The organism is Ruegeria sediminis, assembly GCF_005938215.1.
In the GTDB taxonomy this organism is placed as follows: domain Bacteria; phylum Pseudomonadota; class Alphaproteobacteria; order Rhodobacterales; family Rhodobacteraceae; genus Ruegeria; species Ruegeria sediminis.
Genome location: NZ_VCPD01000001.1, coordinates 598,033 through 614,584, shown reverse-complemented (window position 1 = coordinate 614,584; position 16,552 = coordinate 598,033). Strand labels below are relative to the sequence as shown.

Annotated in this window: 14 protein-coding genes; 5 read left to right on the top strand and 9 right to left on the bottom strand. The window is 66.6% G+C overall.

All coding sequences use genetic code 11. From position 1 onward, the window contains the following. Window positions 1-63: 63 nt before the first annotated feature. Window positions 64-1,755: a thiamine pyrophosphate-binding protein gene (locus tag FGK63_RS03150; protein WP_138840131.1), complete on the top strand. Its 1,692-nt coding sequence runs from the start codon at window positions 64-66 to the stop codon at window positions 1,753-1,755. A gap of 22 nt (window positions 1,756-1,777) precedes the next feature. On the opposite strand, the gene FGK63_RS03145 is transcribed toward FGK63_RS03150, so the two are convergent. The 4 genes from FGK63_RS03145 to FGK63_RS03130 all read right to left on the bottom strand — a co-directional run bounded on the left by FGK63_RS03145 (window position 1,778) and on the right by FGK63_RS03130 (window position 3,659). Continuing rightward, window positions 1,778-2,140 carry a hypothetical protein gene (locus FGK63_RS03145; protein ID WP_138840130.1) on the bottom strand — a complete coding sequence of 121 codons (363 nt, stop codon included), beginning with the start codon at window positions 2,138-2,140 and terminating at the stop codon, window positions 1,778-1,780. Between the two features lie 63 nt (window positions 2,141-2,203). Then, on the bottom strand, window positions 2,204-2,503 hold the full coding sequence (locus FGK63_RS03140) for a hypothetical protein (RefSeq protein ID WP_138840129.1): 300 nt from the start codon (window positions 2,501-2,503) through the stop codon (window positions 2,204-2,206). Window positions 2,504-2,560: 57 nt separating this feature from the next. Beyond that, window positions 2,561-3,181, bottom strand: a complete 621-nt coding sequence (locus FGK63_RS03135; RefSeq protein ID WP_138840128.1) for a pyridoxamine 5'-phosphate oxidase family protein — start codon at window positions 3,179-3,181, stop codon at window positions 2,561-2,563. A 13-nt stretch (window positions 3,182-3,194) separates the two neighbouring features. Further along, a complete protein-coding gene (locus FGK63_RS03130) occupies window positions 3,195-3,659 on the bottom strand; it encodes a nuclear transport factor 2 family protein (protein WP_138840127.1) in 465 nt (154 codons plus the stop codon). A gap of 310 nt (window positions 3,660-3,969) precedes the next feature. Here FGK63_RS03130 and FGK63_RS03125 point away from each other — a divergent pair, with 310 nt between their 5' ends. Then, complete coding sequence (locus FGK63_RS03125) at window positions 3,970-4,536, top strand: TetR/AcrR family transcriptional regulator (protein ID WP_138840126.1); 567 nt, start codon at window positions 3,970-3,972, stop codon at window positions 4,534-4,536. A 28-nt stretch (window positions 4,537-4,564) separates the two neighbouring features. Here the strand turns inward: FGK63_RS03125 and FGK63_RS03120 are convergent, their stop codons facing one another. From FGK63_RS03120 to FGK63_RS03100, 5 genes are all read right to left on the bottom strand, one after another. Further along, a complete protein-coding gene (locus FGK63_RS03120; protein WP_138840125.1) occupies window positions 4,565-6,709 on the bottom strand; it encodes a 3-hydroxyacyl-CoA dehydrogenase NAD-binding domain-containing protein in 2,145 nt (714 codons plus the stop codon). A gap of 12 nt (window positions 6,710-6,721) precedes the next feature. Further along, window positions 6,722-7,930 carry an acetyl-CoA C-acetyltransferase gene (locus FGK63_RS03115; RefSeq protein WP_138840124.1) on the bottom strand — a complete coding sequence of 403 codons (1,209 nt, stop codon included), beginning with the start codon at window positions 7,928-7,930 and terminating at the stop codon, window positions 6,722-6,724. Window positions 7,931-8,194: 264 nt separating this feature from the next. Beyond that, window positions 8,195-9,049 carry an OST-HTH/LOTUS domain-containing protein gene (locus FGK63_RS03110; protein WP_138840123.1) on the bottom strand — a complete coding sequence of 285 codons (855 nt, stop codon included), beginning with the start codon at window positions 9,047-9,049 and terminating at the stop codon, window positions 8,195-8,197. A 224-nt stretch (window positions 9,050-9,273) separates the two neighbouring features. Then, entirely contained in the window at window positions 9,274-10,431 is a 1,158-nt protein-coding gene (locus tag FGK63_RS03105; RefSeq protein WP_138840122.1) for an acyl-CoA dehydrogenase family protein, read from the bottom strand. Next, on the bottom strand, window positions 10,428-11,060 hold the full coding sequence (locus FGK63_RS03100; RefSeq protein WP_138840121.1) for a TetR/AcrR family transcriptional regulator: 633 nt from the start codon (window positions 11,058-11,060) through the stop codon (window positions 10,428-10,430). Before FGK63_RS03100 ends, FGK63_RS03105 begins: the two co-directional genes overlap by 4 nt. A gap of 121 nt (window positions 11,061-11,181) precedes the next feature. On the opposite strand from FGK63_RS03100, the gene FGK63_RS03095 reads away from it, so the two are divergent. Genes FGK63_RS03095 through FGK63_RS03085 form a run of 3 tightly spaced genes read left to right on the top strand, consistent with a single transcriptional unit; the run spans window position 11,182 to window position 16,551 of the window. After that, complete coding sequence (locus FGK63_RS03095; protein WP_138840120.1) at window positions 11,182-12,945, top strand: acyclic terpene utilization AtuA family protein; 1,764 nt, start codon at window positions 11,182-11,184, stop codon at window positions 12,943-12,945. A gap of 13 nt (window positions 12,946-12,958) precedes the next feature. Beyond that, a complete protein-coding gene (locus FGK63_RS03090; RefSeq protein ID WP_138840119.1) occupies window positions 12,959-14,578 on the top strand; it encodes an acyl-CoA carboxylase subunit beta in 1,620 nt (539 codons plus the stop codon). 2 nt (window positions 14,579-14,580) lie between these two features. Continuing rightward, entirely contained in the window at window positions 14,581-16,551 is a 1,971-nt protein-coding gene (locus FGK63_RS03085; protein WP_138840118.1) for an acetyl-CoA carboxylase biotin carboxylase subunit, read from the top strand. Window position 16,552: the final 1 nt, after the last annotated feature.

The window sequence follows — 16,552 nt, the reverse complement described above, 5'->3', positions numbered from 1 at the left end:
ATGTGCGCAAGAGTTAATGCATAGCTGTATACAGTAATGAACGCAAGTAGTGAGGCAGGTGAGATGAGCAACCGGATGAACGGCGCCGAGGCGATGGTGCGCATGCTCGAGGCGCAGGGGGTGCGGCATATCTTTGGCCTGTGCGGGGATACGACGCTGCCGTTCTACGATGCGATGCTGCGGCTCGATCACGGCATCACCCATGTCCTGACCCGCGACGAGCGTTCGGCGACTTACATGGCCGACGGCTATTCGCGGGTGACCGGGCGCGTCGGAGTGGCCGAGGGGCCGTCGGGCGGCGGCGCCACCTATATCCTGCCGGGGCTGATCGAGGCGTCGGAAAGCTCTTACGCGGTGCTGGGCATCACCACCGACATCTCGGTGGCGTCCTACGGCAAGTACCCCCTGACCGAGGTCGATCAGGAACGGCTGATGGCGCCGTTGACCAAGTGGAACACGGTGATCCGCCGCGCCGACCATATCCCGCGCATGGTGCGGGCGGCGTTCCGGGCGATGACGACGGGCCGGTCGGGCGCGGCGCATATCGGGCTGCCCTACGACGTGCAGTATGACCCGGTGGACATGTCCGACATCTGGGCCGACGGCGCCACCGCCACCTATCCGGCCTACCGCCAAGCCCCGGCCCCCGGCGCGGCGCAGGCGGCGGTCGAGGCGATCCTGTCGGCCAGCAACCCGCTGATCGTCTGCGGCGGCGGCGTGGTGATCGCGCAGGCCTGGGACGAGCTTGACCGGCTGGCGACCCGGCTGGACATTCCCGTCGCGACCTCGATCTCGGGGCAGGGCTCGCTGGCGGAAACCCATCCCAACTGCCTTGGCGTGGTGGGGTCGAATGGTGGCACCGACGAGACCTGGGAGATGATGGAGGCCGCCGATCTGGTGGTGTTCATGGGATGCAGGGCCGGGTCCACCACGACCGCGCGCTGGGAGGCGCCGAAGCCGGGGACGCGCATCGTGCATTTCGACAATGACCCGATGGTGATGAACGCCAATTACCAAACTGAAGTGGCGGTGGTCGGAGACCTTCGGCTGGCGCTGGCCGAGGTGAACGCGGTGCTGGATGCGCGCGGGCAGGGGGCGGACACGTTCGGAGGCGCCGCCGCGGTCGCCGACAAGAAGAAGCGCAAGTTCGAACAGTTCGACAGGCTGGCGCGGTCGCCGCAGGCCCCGATCCGGCCTGAGCGGGTGATATCGGCGCTGATGAAGGTGTTGCCCGAGGATGCCACCGTGGTCTCGGACCCGGGCACCAGCTGCCCCTATTTCTCGGCCTACTACCAGCTGCCGAAACCCGGCCGGCATTTCATCACCAACCGCGCGCACGGGGCGCTGGGCTATTCGCTGTCGGCGGCGCTGGGCGCGTGGTACGGGCGGCCTGCGTCCAAGACGGTTGCGCTGATGGGCGACGGATCCTTCGGTTTCACCTGCGGCGAGCTGGAAACCGTCTGCCGCGTCGGCGCGCCGGTCACTTTCGTCGTGTTCTCGAACGCGAATTTCGGCTGGATCAAGGCCAGCCAGTTCGCGGACAAGGACGCGCGCTATTACAACGTGGATTTCAGCCGCACCGATCAGGCGGCGGTGGCGGCGGCCTACGGGGTCAAGTCGTGGCGGGTCGAGAACCCGGACGATCTGGAAAAGGTTCTGGCCGAGGCGGTGGCGCATGACGGACCGACCCTGGTGGACGTGGTCTGCCAGCCGCTCGAGGAAAGCAACGCGCCGGTGCGGCGGTGGATGGGGTGAGGCGCGCGGCGTTGCCCGGCCCTTACCTGTCGCTGATCAAGGGCCCCGGCGCGTAGGGGTTGTCCGGGTTGAAAAACCGCTTGTCCGGCATGGCCCGCATCATCCGCGCGGGTGCCTCGTCGGGCTTGGCCGCGGTTTGACGCCATTGCCGCGTGACCTGAGGGGCGCCGCTACTGCGGGTTACGCTGTACCGGCGCGCCTCAGCGGTCTCCGCAAGCCGCCCGCCCTGATGGGCCGCGTGTTGGCCCGTTTCCTCAGCGGCGGATGGTTCCGCCGCCAGCGAGTCATGCGCAGAAATTCCCTTTCCCTGGTCGGCGGCACCGGGCAATGCAAGCAAAAGGGCGGCGGTCACCGCCACGGCGGTGTTGAACAGCTCGGGTTTCATGGGTCAGTCCTTTGGGTCTGGTGCTTCGGGCACTCGGGGGGCGGCGTCCGGCCTGGCTTTCACCTAGAGGCCGGGCAATCCGGGGTGGATCTGGGCCAGATCCCGGACCAGATCGCCGGTCACCCGCGCCGAAAGCGCGACGCGGCGCGTCGGCCGGCCGGCGGGAATGGACAGCCTGCCGGTCTGCGGGCGGGCGATCAGGGGAATCTCGGCCTGGTCGAGAGGCAGCAGGATCTGCGTCGCGCTGGGCAGCGGCGTGCGAACGGCCGCCGGCGAGGCGACGAAGCCGATCGCCATGGCGGCGGCGGCGAATGCGGTACCGGCGGCGCAAGCCGCAACGGCATGGACGATCTTGCGGAGCATGTCAGCGGTATCCTTCTGGTCTCGGTTGACGGGGTGACGTAGCGGGTTTCCGGGGCCCTAGCGGGCCGCGGCCAGGTCCTGTTTCAGCCTTTCGTTCTCGGCCTGAAGCTGGGCCAACTGGACTCCGAGCGCGTCGAGATGCGGCTTCAGTTCGGCCTCGGTGAAGCGCGGCGTGATGTGGCGGGGGCAGTTCCAGTCCAGGGCCTCGACCCTGATGAGAACGGCGCGCTCGGCCGGGGCTTCGACGCCCTGCGGATGAAGGCTGGCGGCGGCGCTGGCGCCTTCGGTGATTTCCACCCGGCCCAGGATCTTCAGGCGGCGCCGGTTGGCGTAGTCCATCAGGATCATCGAGATCCGGTCGTTGCCATCCAGATTGCCGCGCGAGATGTACTGGCGGTTGCCCGAAAAATCCGCGTAGCCGATGGTCTGCGGCCCCAGCACCCTGAGAAACCCGGCCGGGCCGCCACGATACTGGACATAGGGCCAGCCGGTCTCGGACACGGTCGCCTGGTAGAAGCCGTCGCGCGCCTCGATGAAGGCTTTCTCGGCCTCGCCGATCAGGTGTCCCTGCTGCGGGCCGGAGTCGATGAACTTGGCATAGGATCCGGCCGATCCCATCCGCTCCTGCTGGGCGCGGACGGCGGGGGTGAAAGTCAGTTGTGCAAAGGCGCGGGGCATCGGGTTTCTCCTGTCACAGGCCAAGCTCGGAGAGGCCGGGGTGATCGTCGGGGCGGGGGCCGAGCGGCCAGTGGAACAGGCGCTCGGTCTCGGAGATCGGCAGGTCGTTCAGCGAGGCGTGGCGTTCGGCCATGCGCCCGTCGGCCGCGAATTCCCAGTTCTCGTTGCCGTAGGAGCGGAACCATTGCCCGCTGTCGTCGCGCCATTCATAGGCGTAGCGCACGGCGATCCGGGTGCCGGAAAAGGACCAGAGTTCCTTGATCAGGCGATAGTCCAGTTCCTTCCTCCACTTGCGGGTCAGAAAGGCGTGGATCTGGCCGTGACCGGACAGGAACTCGGCCCGGTTCCGCCATTGGCTGTCATCCGTGTAGGCCGGGGTCACGATGTCGGCGTCGCGGCTGTTCCAGGCGTTCTCGGCCAGCCGGACCTTTTCGGCGGCGGTTTCGGCGGTGAAAGGGGGCAGCGGGGGACGGGGCATGGTGGTCTCGCAGGCGGTTCAGGCGAGGACGGCGGCCAGCAGGGCCAGCGCAAGCAGCACGTGAATGTGTCGGGTCGGGAACAGGGATGAATGACGGCGCATCGGGCTGATCCTTGGTTTACAGATCGGTTAACTCATGGGTTATATGTGTACCGATCGGTTAATAATTTCAAGGGCTGAGCGGCAGAAATTTTCGCCGTTCTCCGCGCCGGATGCCTGAAGCTCATTTATTACAAAGGGTTGGGTGCCTTGATTTGCACTCCAGGATTTGCAGTATTATGTACGGATCGGTAAAGATAGGAGCCGAATCATGCGGCCGAACAAACGCGACGAACTGGTGCGAAAGGCGCTCGAGGTGTTCTACCGTGACGGGTTTCACGCCACGGGAATGGACAAGCTGGTCGTCGAGACGGGCGTTTCCAAGACGTCGATGTACAAGCATTTCCGCACCAAGGAAGAGCTGATTCTGGCGGCGCTGCGCCTGCGCGACGAGAATTTCCGCAACTGGTTCCTGCGCCGTATCGAAGAGCTGTCCAATACGCCCGCCGGGCAGCTGATCGCCGGGTTCGACGCCCTGGGCGAGTGGTTCCGGGAGGACAAGTTCCGCGGCTGCATGTTCATCAAGGCGGGGGCCGAGTATCAGGACAAGGACCACCCGATCCACGTGCAGGCGGCGGAACACAAGCGGCTGCTGCTGGAACATTTCACGCGGCTGGCCCGTGCGGCGGGGGCGCGCGATCCGGAACGGCTGGGCTGTCAGATCCTGCTGCTGAAGGAAGGGGCGATCGTCACCGCCGTGCTGCTGAACAGCTGCGAACCGGCGCAGGACGCCAAGGCGGCGGCGCAGGTTCTGCTCGACGCGGCGCTGGCGGGGTGAACGGGGCGCGTCGCCGCGCCCCCGGTTCTCAGGCGAAAGCCCTGTCTTCGGCCACGTGCCGTTTCAGGATCTCGGGCGGGTCGAAGCGCGGACCGTATTGCGCGGCCAGTTCCTCGCACCGGGCCAGGAACCGTTCGGGGCCATAGGTGTTGACGAACTGGATGTAGCCGCCCGTATGCACCGGCGCGCCGATGCCGAGGATCGAGCCGACATTGCCGTCCGCGACGGTGCGCAGCACGCCTTCCTCGAGGCAGCGCAGGCTTTCCAGCACGGCGCGGAACAGGATGCGGTCCTGGATGTCCCGGTCGCTGATTTGGGCGTCTTCCTTGCGCCATGCGGCCAGACCGGGCCAGATCGTCTTGCCCTGGTCGGAATAGTCGTAGAACCCCTTGCCGGTGGCCCGGCCGTGGCGTCCGTGCTGACTGATCATCTCGGCCAGCATGGCGCGGGCTGCGGGGTTCTGTTCGCGCTCGGGATCCAGCAGCCCCATCTCGACCTGCGTGTCGTAGATGTCCACCACCAGCTTGATCTGAACCTCGTCGAGCAGCGACAGCATCCCCGTCGGCATTCCGGTCTGGCGCGAAAGGTTGTCCACCCGCACCGGGTCGTGCCCCTCGGCCACCAGTTCCACCGCTTCGATGATCTTGGTGCCGATGGTGCGCGAGGTGTAGAAGCCGGTGCTGTCGCCGACGATGATCGGCGTCTTCCTGATCTGGCGGGCGAAGTCGAAGGCGCGGGCCAGCGTCTCGTCCGAAGTCTTTTCGCCCGCGATGATCTCCAAGAGCGGCATCTTGTCGACCGGCGAAAAGAAATGCAGGCCGACGAAATTCGCAGGATTCGCCGATCCGGTCGCCAGCCGGGTGATCGGCAGGGTCGAGGTGTTCGAGCCCCAGATGCCGTTCTCGGCCAGCAGCGATTCATGCTCGGCCAGCACCGCGTCCTTGACGTCGATCTTTTCGAACACCGCCTCGATGATCAGGTCGCAGCCCTTCAGGTCGCCGGATTTGTCCGTCGGCGTGATCAGGGCCAGCACGGCGTCGCGTTGTTCCCCTGTCATGCGGCCCTGGCCGACGCGCTTGTCCAGCAGCTTGGCGGTATAGGCCTTGCCGCGCTCGGCCGCCTCTATCGACATGTCCTTGAGCACCACCGGCAGGCCCGCCATGGCCGCCGAAAAGGCGATGCCCTGACCCATCATGCCGGCGCCCAGGATGCCCAGACATTCGACCCTGGACGGCGGCACGCCCTTCGGCCGGCTGGCCCCGCCGTTGACCTTGTTCATGCCGAAGAACAGCGTTTCGATCATGTTCTTGGTGCTGGCCAGCGGCGTCAGCGACACGAACTTGCGGCTTTCATACCGTTGCGCCGTGTCGAAATCGACCTTGCCCGCCGCCTCGGTCATGATGTCGAGGATCTTGGCCGGGGCGGGCATCAACCCGCGCGTCTTCTTGAACAGCATCGCCGCCGCGCCGGCGATGCGGGTCATGTTCTTGGGCGCGGTCGAGGGGCCGCCGGGTATCCTGTAGCCCTTGTCGTCCCAGGGCTGCGTCACCGCCGCCTCGTCGCCCTGAACCGACAGGATCCACTCCTTCGCGCGGCTCAACAACCGGTCGGCGGGCACGACCTCGTGGATCAGGCCCGCTTGCAGCGCCTTGTCGGGCGAGACCTGGCGCCCTTCCAGCAGGAAGGGCATCGCGGCCTCAAGCCCCAGCAGCCAGGTCAGGCGCACGACGCCGCCGCCGCCCGGCAGCAGGCCGAGCGTCACCTCGGGCAGGCCGATCCTGGTTTTCGGGTCGTCGGCGGCGATGCGGCGGTGGCAGGCCAGGCAGATCTCGAACCCGCCGCCCAGGGCCGCACCGTTGATGGCGGCGACCACGGGAACCGGCAGCTTTTCCTGCCGCCGCATGATGGCCTTGGTGGCCTCAACCGACAGGAACAGCTCTTCGACGCCGTCGAGCTCGATGCTTTTGAGCATGTTCAGATCGCCCCCGGCAAAGAACGTGTCCTTGGCCGAGGTCCAGATCACGCCCCTGAGGTCCTGTTCGGCCTCGATCCGGTCCATCGTGTCGGAAAACAGCGGCCAGAACTGCGCGTTCATCGCGTTGACCGGGCCGTCCATGTCCATGGTGACGGTGACGATGCCGTCGGCGTCCTTTTCGTAAGCGAATTCGCCCATGTCCTGTCTCCCTTACAGCCGCTCGATCAGGGTCGAGATGCCCATGCCGCCGCCGACGCAGAGCGAGATCATCGCGCGTTTCGCGTTGCGGCGTTCGAGCTCGTCCAGAACGGTCGAGACCAGCATCCCACCCGTCGCGCCCAGCGGGTGGCCCATGGCGATGGCGCCGCCGTTGACGTTGGTGATCTCGTGATCGATATCCAGATCCTTCATGTAGCGCAGCGCGACCGAGGCGAAGGCTTCGTTGATCTCCCAGATGTCGATGTCGGAAACCTTGAGCCCCGCCTTGGCGAGGCATTTCTTGGCCGCGGGCCCTGGGCCCGCCAGCATGATCACGGGATCGGTCGAGATCACCGTGGCCGAAACGATCCGCGCCCGCGGCTCCAGCCCCAGATCCCTGCCTGCCTTTTCCGAGCCGATCATGATGGCCGAGGACCCGTCCACGATGCCCGAGGAGTTGCCCGGCGTGTGCACATGGTTGATCCGGCTCACCTGCGGGTATTTCGCCAACGCCATGTCGTCATAGCCGAACGACCCCATCTGCGCGAAGGAGGGGTTCAGCGCCCCCAGTTTCTGCATGTCGGTGTCGGGCTTGATGAAATCGTCGCGCTCGAGGATGGTGATGCCGTTCTCGTCCTTCACCGGCACCACCGAGCGGTCGAACCAGCCGCTGTCGCGGGCGTGGGCGGCGCGTTTCTGGCTTTCCACGGCAAAGGCGTCCACGTCCTCGCGGGAATAGCCGTCGATGGTGGCGATCAGGTCGGCGCCGATGCCCTGCGGGGCCGAGTGCTGGTCGATCACGAAATCCGGGTCGGTGAACATCGCGCCGCCCTGGGACAGCATGGGGATGCGGCTCATGGATTCGACGCCGCCGGCGACCACCATGTCCTCCTGATCCGAGCCCACCTTGGCGGCGGCCATGTTCACCGCCTCAAGGCCCGAGGCGCAGAACCGGTCCAGTTGCACGCCCGGCACCGCCTCGTCCCAATGCGCGGCCTGCACGGCGGCCTTGGCGACGCAGGCGCCCTGATCGCCCACCGGCGCGGTGCAGCCGAGGATCACGTCGCCCACCTGGGACGTGTCCAGATCGTGCCGCGACTGCAGCTCGCGCAGCAGGCCCGCGGCCAGTTGGATCGGCTTCACTTCATGCAGGGTTCCGTCCTTCTTGCCGCGCGACCGCGGCGTGCGCAGGGCGTCGTAGATATAGGCAGGGGTCGCCATCGTCTCTCCTCCTGATCCGATTGCGCGGAGCGTAGGGCGAGGCCCCGCGATTCCCCAACAGGACAGTCGCGGCATTTGAGTTGTGACGTCGCGTAGCGGCGTTTGGTTTAGATTTCGCGCCGGTTTTGATGCGAAACCGATGAATGGACCAATGCGTGAGCCTGTAGCTTGTGAAAGTCAGCATGAAGTCCAAACAGGACCCTCGGATCGGATCCACACGCCAAAACGAATGGCACCAACAAGAATCTATGCCGCAAGCGAAACTCAACTTGAGTTCTTAGGACGTTTTATTTCCCGATACTTGGCGGAACGTAGTCCATTTATTGTAAAATACCGGAGCTCGAACATACGCGACTCATGGACGACCTGCCGCCAACTGCTGCATCCATATTCCGCGGGCAGTTGTTCGGGGTACCGCTCGGCAATCCATTCTTCAGCCTCCGCGACGGTTGTCCATCCATCGACGGCCAATTCACCCGCAGCCTCCTTCAATGCAAGCACAATTTCTGAGCCAGACCAGATTCTCGTGCCATTGACCAGAAATTCGCGAAACTCATCCGACCGGAGGAACTCTGCAAGCGCCCGTCGACATTGTTGCATGTCTGTCGCCCACTCCCGAAGCTGTTCGTAGTGGTGATTGATTTGGTCGCCGGCAGCGACCAGGGCGTCGCGACCGTCACGGCACCCCTCCAGGCTTCCAAGGTCATGCTGGCCAATGAAATGGTGCACCAAATTGTTTCGTAGAGTGACAAATTCCTTCAGTTCACTTTCTATTCGGGCGAATTCCACGTCCGGTAAATTCAGAACAACCCGACTGCTGTAGGAAACGCTGTTCTCCGGAAAATCGATCTTCATTGTATTGGGTGTGTCGATTTTGTGCGTAACAACATTCGACTCGAACAGATCGCCGACCAAGGTTCCGAGAGTCTTGCGGGCAGCGCTTTCAGTACGAGTGTCTCGTACTGCCTTCAAGCCATGAATCGGCCCAGAGATTTCGTGATGGGCGATGACAGCTTTGAGCAAACGTTCGTATGCTTGTAACCGCAACAAACATCTCCCCAGCAATCTCTGGACTTCATTTTGATGCGTCTTCAGTGCATTGTCAGGAAATGCCGTCATAGTGCGATCCGATTTTTTTTCCACACACGTCAACCACGTTTTGCCCGGAGACGCTACCCCGCCAAAAGGGTTCCTGCCACGCATTCGGTTGTTCGATTGTTCTGTATCAGGCAGCCCAAATCCGTTGCCTGCCCGCAGAAACGGATCTCTCAGTCCCGCAATACAGACGAACCCGCACAGCATTCTTCTCGCGGATCACTACTCCGATCGGAATGTGCAAACCACTACTGCCCCGCCAGCCCCATCTGCCGCACGGCCAGGTCGCGCAGGATCTCCTCGGACCCGCCGCCGATCGCCATCACCTTGACCTCGCGCCAGACCCGTTCCACCGGGTTGCCGGTCAGATAGCCCGCGCCGCCGAAGATCTGCATGGCTTCCGAGGCCGTGAATTCCAGCGCCTTGGTCGCCTGCACCTTGGCCTTGGCGATCTCGGCCGCGGGCATGAGCCCCTGGTTCATCGCCCAGCAGATGCGTTCCAGCCAGGCTTCGATCATGTCGATCCTCGCGGACATCTCAGCGAACTTGTGCGCGATGACCTGGTGTTCGATCAGCCGCCGTCCGAAGGTCACGCGTTCGCGCGCCCAGTCCAGCGCGGCGTCGTAGCAGACCCGCATCATGCCAAGGCTGCCCGCGATCATGGCGAGACGCTCGTGGTTGAAATTGTTCATGATCGCGATGAAGCCCTTGTTCTCGGGGCCGATCAGCGCGGTTTCCGGCACCTCGCAATCGTCGAAATGCAGCATCGCCTGTTCCGAGCAGTGCCAGCCCATCTTGCCGCCCAGCGGCGTGCGGGTGAAACCGGGCGCGCCGGCCTCGACCAGGAACAGCGAGATGCCGGCGAGCCCCGGGCCGCCGGTGCGGGCGCCGACGACGAACCATTGCGCATCCATGCCGCCGGTGATGTAGGCCTTGGCGCCGTTCAGCGCCCAGCCTTTCGCGGTGCGCTTCGCGCCCGTGGTCAGGTTCGCCACGTCCGAGCCGCCGCCCGGCTCGGTGATCGCCAGCGCCGAGTTCATCCGCCCGCCCACGATCTGGGGCAGGACCGTGCGCCGGAACTCCTCGGGCGCAAAGCGCGCGATGGGACCCAGCGAGATCATCCGCCCCCCGACCGCGGCCGCCACCCCGGAGGCGCCGCAGCCGAAGGCCAGTTCGGCATAGTCGGCGCGCATGAAGGCGTCGTCGAAGCCCAATCCGCCGTATTCCTCGGGGATGCCGAAGCCGAACACGCCCAGATCGCCCAGTTTTTCATGCAGCTCCCACGGGACCGAGCGGTTCGCCTCCCACTCTTCGACATGGGGTTTCACCTCGGCGTCGAAAAAGCGTTTCAGGTTGCCGCGCCAGGCTTCGCGCTCGGGGGTCATGAAGGGGGAAGGGCAGGTCATGGCGTCTCCTTTGCGGGCAGGACGGTCAGTTGCGTTTCCATCATCCGGGCGAACCGGTCGACCATCCGCGCCAGATAGGCCGGGTCCGAGACGAACTTGTCGTGCAGCACCAGCCCGCGCAGGAAGTTCCGGGCCATGCTCCACAGCAGTTCCGCGTCGTCGGGGTCGGGACCGTTGCCGACATAGCTGCGGGCGATCGATGCGCGGCTTTGCCGGTCCCAGTCGTGCAGACGGTGCTTCAGCAGGTCGTAGAGATCGGGGTCGGTGCGGCAGGCCACGAGGATCTCGACCATGGCGCGGCCGCCGGGCGAGTTCACCACCCTGTCCCAGGCCGTCATGATCAGGTCGTAGACCGGGGCCGGATTGCCGTCCGGCGGGCCGGGGCGGCGTTCGACCGGCCCCAGCGCATTGGCCAGAAGCTCCATCGCCGTGGCCGCGACCAGCGCCTGCTTGGTCGGGAAGTGATGGGTGATGGCGCCGCGCGACACGCCCGCCTGCGCCTGCACCCTGGCAAAGCTGGTCTCGGCATAGCCCAGCGTGTCGAGGCAGGCGATGGCGGCGCGGACCACCTTTGCCTGCATCGCCCTGGAGCGCTGGTCCTGCGTCGTGGGTTTGTCCGTGGCCGCCATTCGTTCCGTCGCGTCGTTCCGGGCCGAGCCCGCTTGACCGGTGAAAAGGTTGCGGGCAACTTAAAAACAGAACGGGCGGTCTGTAAAGTGCCGCGCGGCCAGGGAGAGGAAAGGACGTCGCGTGACGGATATCCTGCGCATCGGAGGAGCCAGCGGGTTCTGGGGCGAAGCGCCCCACGCCACCGCGCAGCTTTTGGGCGCTGGGGTGGACGTTCTGGTCTACGACTACCTGGCCGAGATCACCATGTCGATCCTGGCCCGGGCCCGGATGAAGGATGCCGCGCTGGGTTATGCCACCGATTTCGTGACCGAGGCGATGGGGCCGAACCTGCCCGCGATTGCGGCGCAAGGCGTGCGGGTCCTGTCCAATGCGGGCGGGGTGAATCCGCAAGCCTGCGCCGCGGCGCTGCGGGCCCGGATCGCTGAGGCGGGATTGTCGCTGTCGGTCGCCGTGGTCGAAGGCGACGACTTGCTGCCGCGCGCCGGCGAGTTTGTGGAAGAGGTCGAGATGTTCTCGGGCGAGCCGATGCCGCCGCTGGACAGGATCGCCTCGATGAACGCCTATGTCGGCGCGTTTCCGGTCGTGGCGGCGCTGGAGGCCGGGGCGGATATCGTCCTGACCGGGCGCTGCGCCGACAGCGCGCTGACGCTTGCCGCCTGCATGCACCGCTTCGGCTGGACGGCGGGCGATCACGACCTTTTGGCGGCGGGCTCGCTGGCGGGGCATCTGCTGGAATGCGGGCCGCAATCGACCGGCGGCAATTTCACCGACTGGGAGCAGGCGGGAGATCCGGCGCGGATCGGCTATCCGATCGCCGAGGTCGCGGGCGATGGCGCCCTGGTGCTGACCAAGCCCGAAGGGACGACCGGCATCGTCACGCCCGCCTCGGTCGGCGAGCAGATGCTGTACGAGATCGGCGACCCGCAGGCCTATCTTCTGCCGGACGTGATCTGCGATTTTTCCGAGGTGCGGATGGCGCAGGACGGGCCGGAGCGGGTGCGCGTGACGGGTGCGCAGGGGCGGGCGCCTTCGGGGCGTCTCAAGGTGTCGGCAACATGGGCCGACGGCTACCGCGCCGGGATGGTGTTCCAGATGAGCGGGCGCGACGCGCGGAAAAAGGCGCGGGCCTTCGCGCAGGCGGGGCTGGACCGGGCGCGGGCGAGGCTGGCCCGGATGCACGCGGTGGACTACCGCGAGGTGTCCTTCGAGGCGTTCGGAGGAAGGCCGGGATCGGGCGCGTACGAAGAAATCGCCTTCAAGGCCGCGGTCCGGCACGACGATGCGCGCGCGGTCGGGCTGTTTCTGAAGGAACTGATCGGCGGCGCGCTGGCCACGCCGCCGGGGCTGCATTTCTTCACCGGCGGCGGCCGGCCGAAGCCGTCACCGGTGGTGGCGCTGTTCTCGTTCCTCGTCGATGCAAACGCGCTGGCTTGCCGGGTGACGATCGATGGAAAGCCGGTGCCGTTCGACCCGCCCGAACTGCCGGTGCGGGAAATCGGTCCGTCCAAGCCGAAATCGCCGCCAGAGGCCGAGCCTGCGGCGGAAACCGTCATGCGCCCGCTTGAGGCGCTGGCCTGGGCGCGGTCCGGCGACAAGGGCGACAGCGCCAATATCGGGGTGATCGCGCGGCACCCGGCCTACATGCCGCACATCTGGGCGGCGCTCACGCCCGAGGCGGTCGCGACGGTCTTTGCCGAAGAACTGCAGGGCGAAGTCGCGCGGTTTTTCTTGCCCGGCACCTGCGCGATGAACATCCTGATGACGCGGGTTCTGGGCGGCGGCGGCGTCGCCAGTCTGCGCAACGATCCGCAGGGCAAGGCGTTTGCCCAGAAACTCCTGTCCCTGCCGGTAAAGATGCCGGCGGGGCTGATCGTGAATTCCTGACGGAGAGGGAACGATGGGATTTGTCAGCCAGGTTGTCCGAGACAGCGAAACCTTTGCCCGGAACCGGGCCGACATGCTGGCGCTGGTGCAGGAGTTGCGCGACCTCGAGGCGCGGCCCGCCGCCCTGTCCGAGAAGCGCCGCGAACGGATGGAGGCGCGCGGCCAGATCACTCCGCGCGACCGGCTGGCGCGGCTTCTGGACCCGGGGATGCCGTTTTTGCAACTGCACAGCCTGGCCGGATACATGGTCGACAGCGATGACCCCGAGGCATCGGTGCCCGGAGCCTCGGTCATCATCGGGATCGGTTTCATCGCGGGCGCGCGCTGCATGGTCGTGGTCGATGACAGCGGCATCAAGGCCGGCGCGATGGCCGAGATGACCGCCGCGGCCTTCCTGTCGGCGCAGGAGATGGCGCTGCGGCAGAACCTGCCCTTCGTGCATCTGGTGGAAAGCGCCGGGGCCAACCTGATGGAATACAAGGTCGAATTCTGGGCCAAGGGCGGCAGGCTGTTCCGCAACCTCGCCCGCCTGTCGGCGGCGGGGCTGCCGAACCTTGCCGTGCTGCACGGGCCGTCGACGGCGGGCGGCGCCTATATGCCGGGACTGGCCGACTACGTGATCGGGGTCAAGAAGAACGGCATGGCCGCCTTGGCCGGGGCCGCGCTGGTTCATGCCGCGACCGGCGAAAAGGCCGACGACCGCGACCTTGGCGGCTCCGAGATGCACGCATCGACCTCGGGGCTGGTGGAATACCTGGCCGAGGACGACGCCCACGGGGTCGAGATCGCCCGCGACGTGATCGCCCGGCTCGACTGGAACAAGTCGCTGCCGCCGCGCGCCGCCCACGCCTTTGCCGAGCCGCGCCATGACATCGACGACATCGCCGGTCTGGTGCCGACCGACTACCGGATTCCCTACGATGTGCGCGAGGTGGTGGCGCGGATCGTGGACGGCTCGGAGTTCGAGGATTTCAAACCGCTCTACGGCGTCTCGACGGTCTGCCTTCAGGCAGCGGTCAACGGCATTTCGGTGGGGATCATCGGCAACAACGGCCCCATCGACCCGGCGGGCGCGACAAAGGCGGCGCAGTTCATCCAGCTGTGCGGGCAGGCGGATATTCCGCTGATCTTCCTGAACAACACCACCGGCTACATGGTCGGCACGCAATACGAGCAGGCGGGCATGATCAAGCACGGGGCCAAGATGATCCAGGCGGTCACTTCGGTCGATGTGCCGCGCATCACGCTTTATATCGGGGCGAGCTTCGGGGCCGGGAACTACGGCATGTCCGGCTATGCCTACGAGCCCGATTTCCTGTTCGCCTGGCCGAATGCCACGACCGGCGTGATGGGCGGCGAACAGGCCGCCGGAACCATGGCGATGGTCGCCCGCGCCGGGGCCAGACGCAAGGGCGAGGAGATCGACGAGGACCGGCTCGCCAAACAAAGCGCGATGATCGCCGCGCATTTCGACCGGCAGGCGGGGGCGTTCCACACCTCGGGCCGGTGCCTGGATCACGGCGTCATCGACCCGCGCGACACGCGGCGGGTGCTGGGCTTCTGCCTCGAAACCAGCCTGGAAGGCCGCGCCCGCAGGGTCAAGCCGGGCTCCTACGGCGTGGCGAGGTTCTGAGCATGGCGTTCGACACGATACTTGTGGCCAACCGGGGCGAGATCGCCGCGCGGGTGATCCGCACGGCCCGCGAGATGGGGCTGCGCACGGTGGCCGTCCATACCACGGCGGACGCCAAGGCACCGCATGTCGCGCTGGCGGATGCGGCGGTCTGGATCGGCGAAGGGCCGGTCGGCGACAGCTATCTGGACGGCGCAAGGATCATCGCCGCGGCACGGGAAACCGGCGCGGGGGCGATCCATCCGGGCTACGGGTTCCTGTCCGAGAACGCGGAATTCGCCCGTGCGGTCGAGGCGGCGGGTCTGACCTTCATCGGGCCCGGGCCGGAGGCGATCCGCGTCATGGGCAACAAGGCCGAGGCCAAGCGCCTGATGATCGCCGCCGGGGTGCCCTGCGTGCCGGGATACGAGGGCGAGGACCAGTCGGACGCGGCCCTGACGGCGGCGGCGCAAAAGATCGGCTTTCCGCTGATGGTCAAGGCCGCTGCGGGCGGCGGCGGGCGCGGAATGCGGGTCGTGCGCAACGGCGCGGACCTGGCGGCGGCGCTGGCCGCCGCGCGTTCCGAGGCGGCGAACGCCTTCGGCTCGGACGAGCTGATCCTTGAGCGGGCCATCACCCTGCCGCGCCATGTCGAGATTCAGGTCTTTGCCGACGCCCACGGCAACATCGTCCATCTGGGCGAGCGCGACTGTTCGGTGCAGCGCCGGCATCAGAAGGTGGTGGAAGAGGCCCCATGCCCCGTCATGACGCCCGAGCTGCGCGCCCGCATGGGCACGGCGGCGGTCGAGGCGGCGCGGGCGGTGGCCTATCGCGGTGCGGGAACGGTGGAGTTCCTGCTGGACGCGTCGGGCGCGTTTTATTTCCTCGAAATGAACACGCGGCTGCAGGTCGAACACCCCGTGACCGAGATGATTACCGGGCTCGATCTGGTGGCGATGCAGATTGCCGTCGCGCAGGGTTCGCCGCTGCCGGTGACGCAGGACGAGGTGCGCCTCGACGGCCACGCCATCGAGGTTCGGCTCTATGCCGAGGACCCGGCCAACGGTTACCTGCCCGCGACCGGCCCGGTGGACCTGTGGCGGCCCGCGACGGGCCCCGGCATCCGCATCGATGCGGGCATCGTCGAAGGGCAGGAGATCTCACCCTTCTACGACCCGATGCTGGCCAAGATCATCGCCCACGGCCCGACGCGCGAGGTCGCGCGGACACGGCTGATCCGTGCGGTCAGGGAAACGGTGCTTCTGGGTACGGTGACAAATGCCGAGTTCCTGGCCGACGTGCTGGGGCAGGAGAAATTCACTGCGGGCGAGGCCACGACAGGGCTGCTCGACCAGGTCTATCCCGAAGGGTTCCCCGCCGCCGAGACGCGCCCGCGGGACACCGCGCTGGCCGTCGCCGCCTTGATGCAGCATGACCGCGACGCGGCGCTGGCGCGGGCGGGCTACGTCTCGGCCGATCAGCTCGGCTGGTCCAGCGCGCCGCTGTTGCCGCGCGGGCTGACGCTGGCCGAGGGGGACCGGCGGATCGACGCGACGGTCGGCGCCTTTCCCGGCGGATGGAGCGTCGGGATCGGCGAGGCGGTTTTCGACGTTGAACTTGCGGTGAACGGTAACGACCTGAGCGCCCGGATCGACGGGCACCGGGTCGAGGCGGTGGCGCGCGTCGCCGGCGACGCGGTGCAGATTGCCGTGGGTGCCCGGCGCCTTGCGTTCCGTCGGCTACGCGCCGGGTCGCAGGACGAGGCGCGCGCAGGCGGCGGGCGCGTGACGGCGCCGATGCCGGGGCTGGTGCTGGCGGTCGAGGTGGCGCCCGGCGCGACCGTGGCCAGGGGCGGCAAGCTGGCGGTTCTGGAGGCGATGAAGATGCAGCACCAGATCACCGCCTCGGCCGCGGGGGTCGTGAAGGCGGTGCATGTCGCGGCGGGGCAGCAACTGGCCTCGGGCGAGGTGATGATCGAGATCGAGGAGGAATGAC

Bases quoted from the DNA above. Each gene is read 5' to 3' on its own strand.
- FGK63_RS03150 (WP_138840131.1), top strand. From the start codon at position 64: ATGAGCAACCGGATGAACGGCGCCGAGGCGATGGTGCGCATGCTCGAG.
- FGK63_RS03145 (WP_138840130.1), bottom strand. From the start codon at position 2,140: ATGAAACCCGAGCTGTTCAACACCGCCGTGGCGGTGACCGCCGCCCTT.
- FGK63_RS03140 (WP_138840129.1), bottom strand. From the start codon at position 2,503: ATGCTCCGCAAGATCGTCCATGCCGTTGCGGCTTGCGCCGCCGGTACC.
- FGK63_RS03135 (WP_138840128.1), bottom strand. From the start codon at position 3,181: ATGCCCCGCGCCTTTGCACAACTGACTTTCACCCCCGCCGTCCGCGCC.
- FGK63_RS03130 (WP_138840127.1), bottom strand. From the start codon at position 3,659: ATGCCCCGTCCCCCGCTGCCCCCTTTCACCGCCGAAACCGCCGCCGAA.
- FGK63_RS03125 (WP_138840126.1), top strand. From the start codon at position 3,970: ATGCGGCCGAACAAACGCGACGAACTGGTGCGAAAGGCGCTCGAGGTG.
- FGK63_RS03120 (WP_138840125.1), bottom strand. From the start codon at position 6,709: ATGGGCGAATTCGCTTACGAAAAGGACGCCGACGGCATCGTCACCGTC.
- FGK63_RS03115 (WP_138840124.1), bottom strand. From the start codon at position 7,930: ATGGCGACCCCTGCCTATATCTACGACGCCCTGCGCACGCCGCGGTCG.
- FGK63_RS03110 (WP_138840123.1), bottom strand. From the start codon at position 9,049: ATGACGGCATTTCCTGACAATGCACTGAAGACGCATCAAAATGAAGTC.
- FGK63_RS03105 (WP_138840122.1), bottom strand. From the start codon at position 10,431: ATGACCTGCCCTTCCCCCTTCATGACCCCCGAGCGCGAAGCCTGGCGC.
- FGK63_RS03100 (WP_138840121.1), bottom strand. From the start codon at position 11,060: ATGGCGGCCACGGACAAACCCACGACGCAGGACCAGCGCTCCAGGGCG.
- FGK63_RS03090 (WP_138840119.1), top strand. From the start codon at position 12,959: ATGGGATTTGTCAGCCAGGTTGTCCGAGACAGCGAAACCTTTGCCCGG.
- FGK63_RS03085 (WP_138840118.1), top strand. From the start codon at position 14,581: ATGGCGTTCGACACGATACTTGTGGCCAACCGGGGCGAGATCGCCGCG.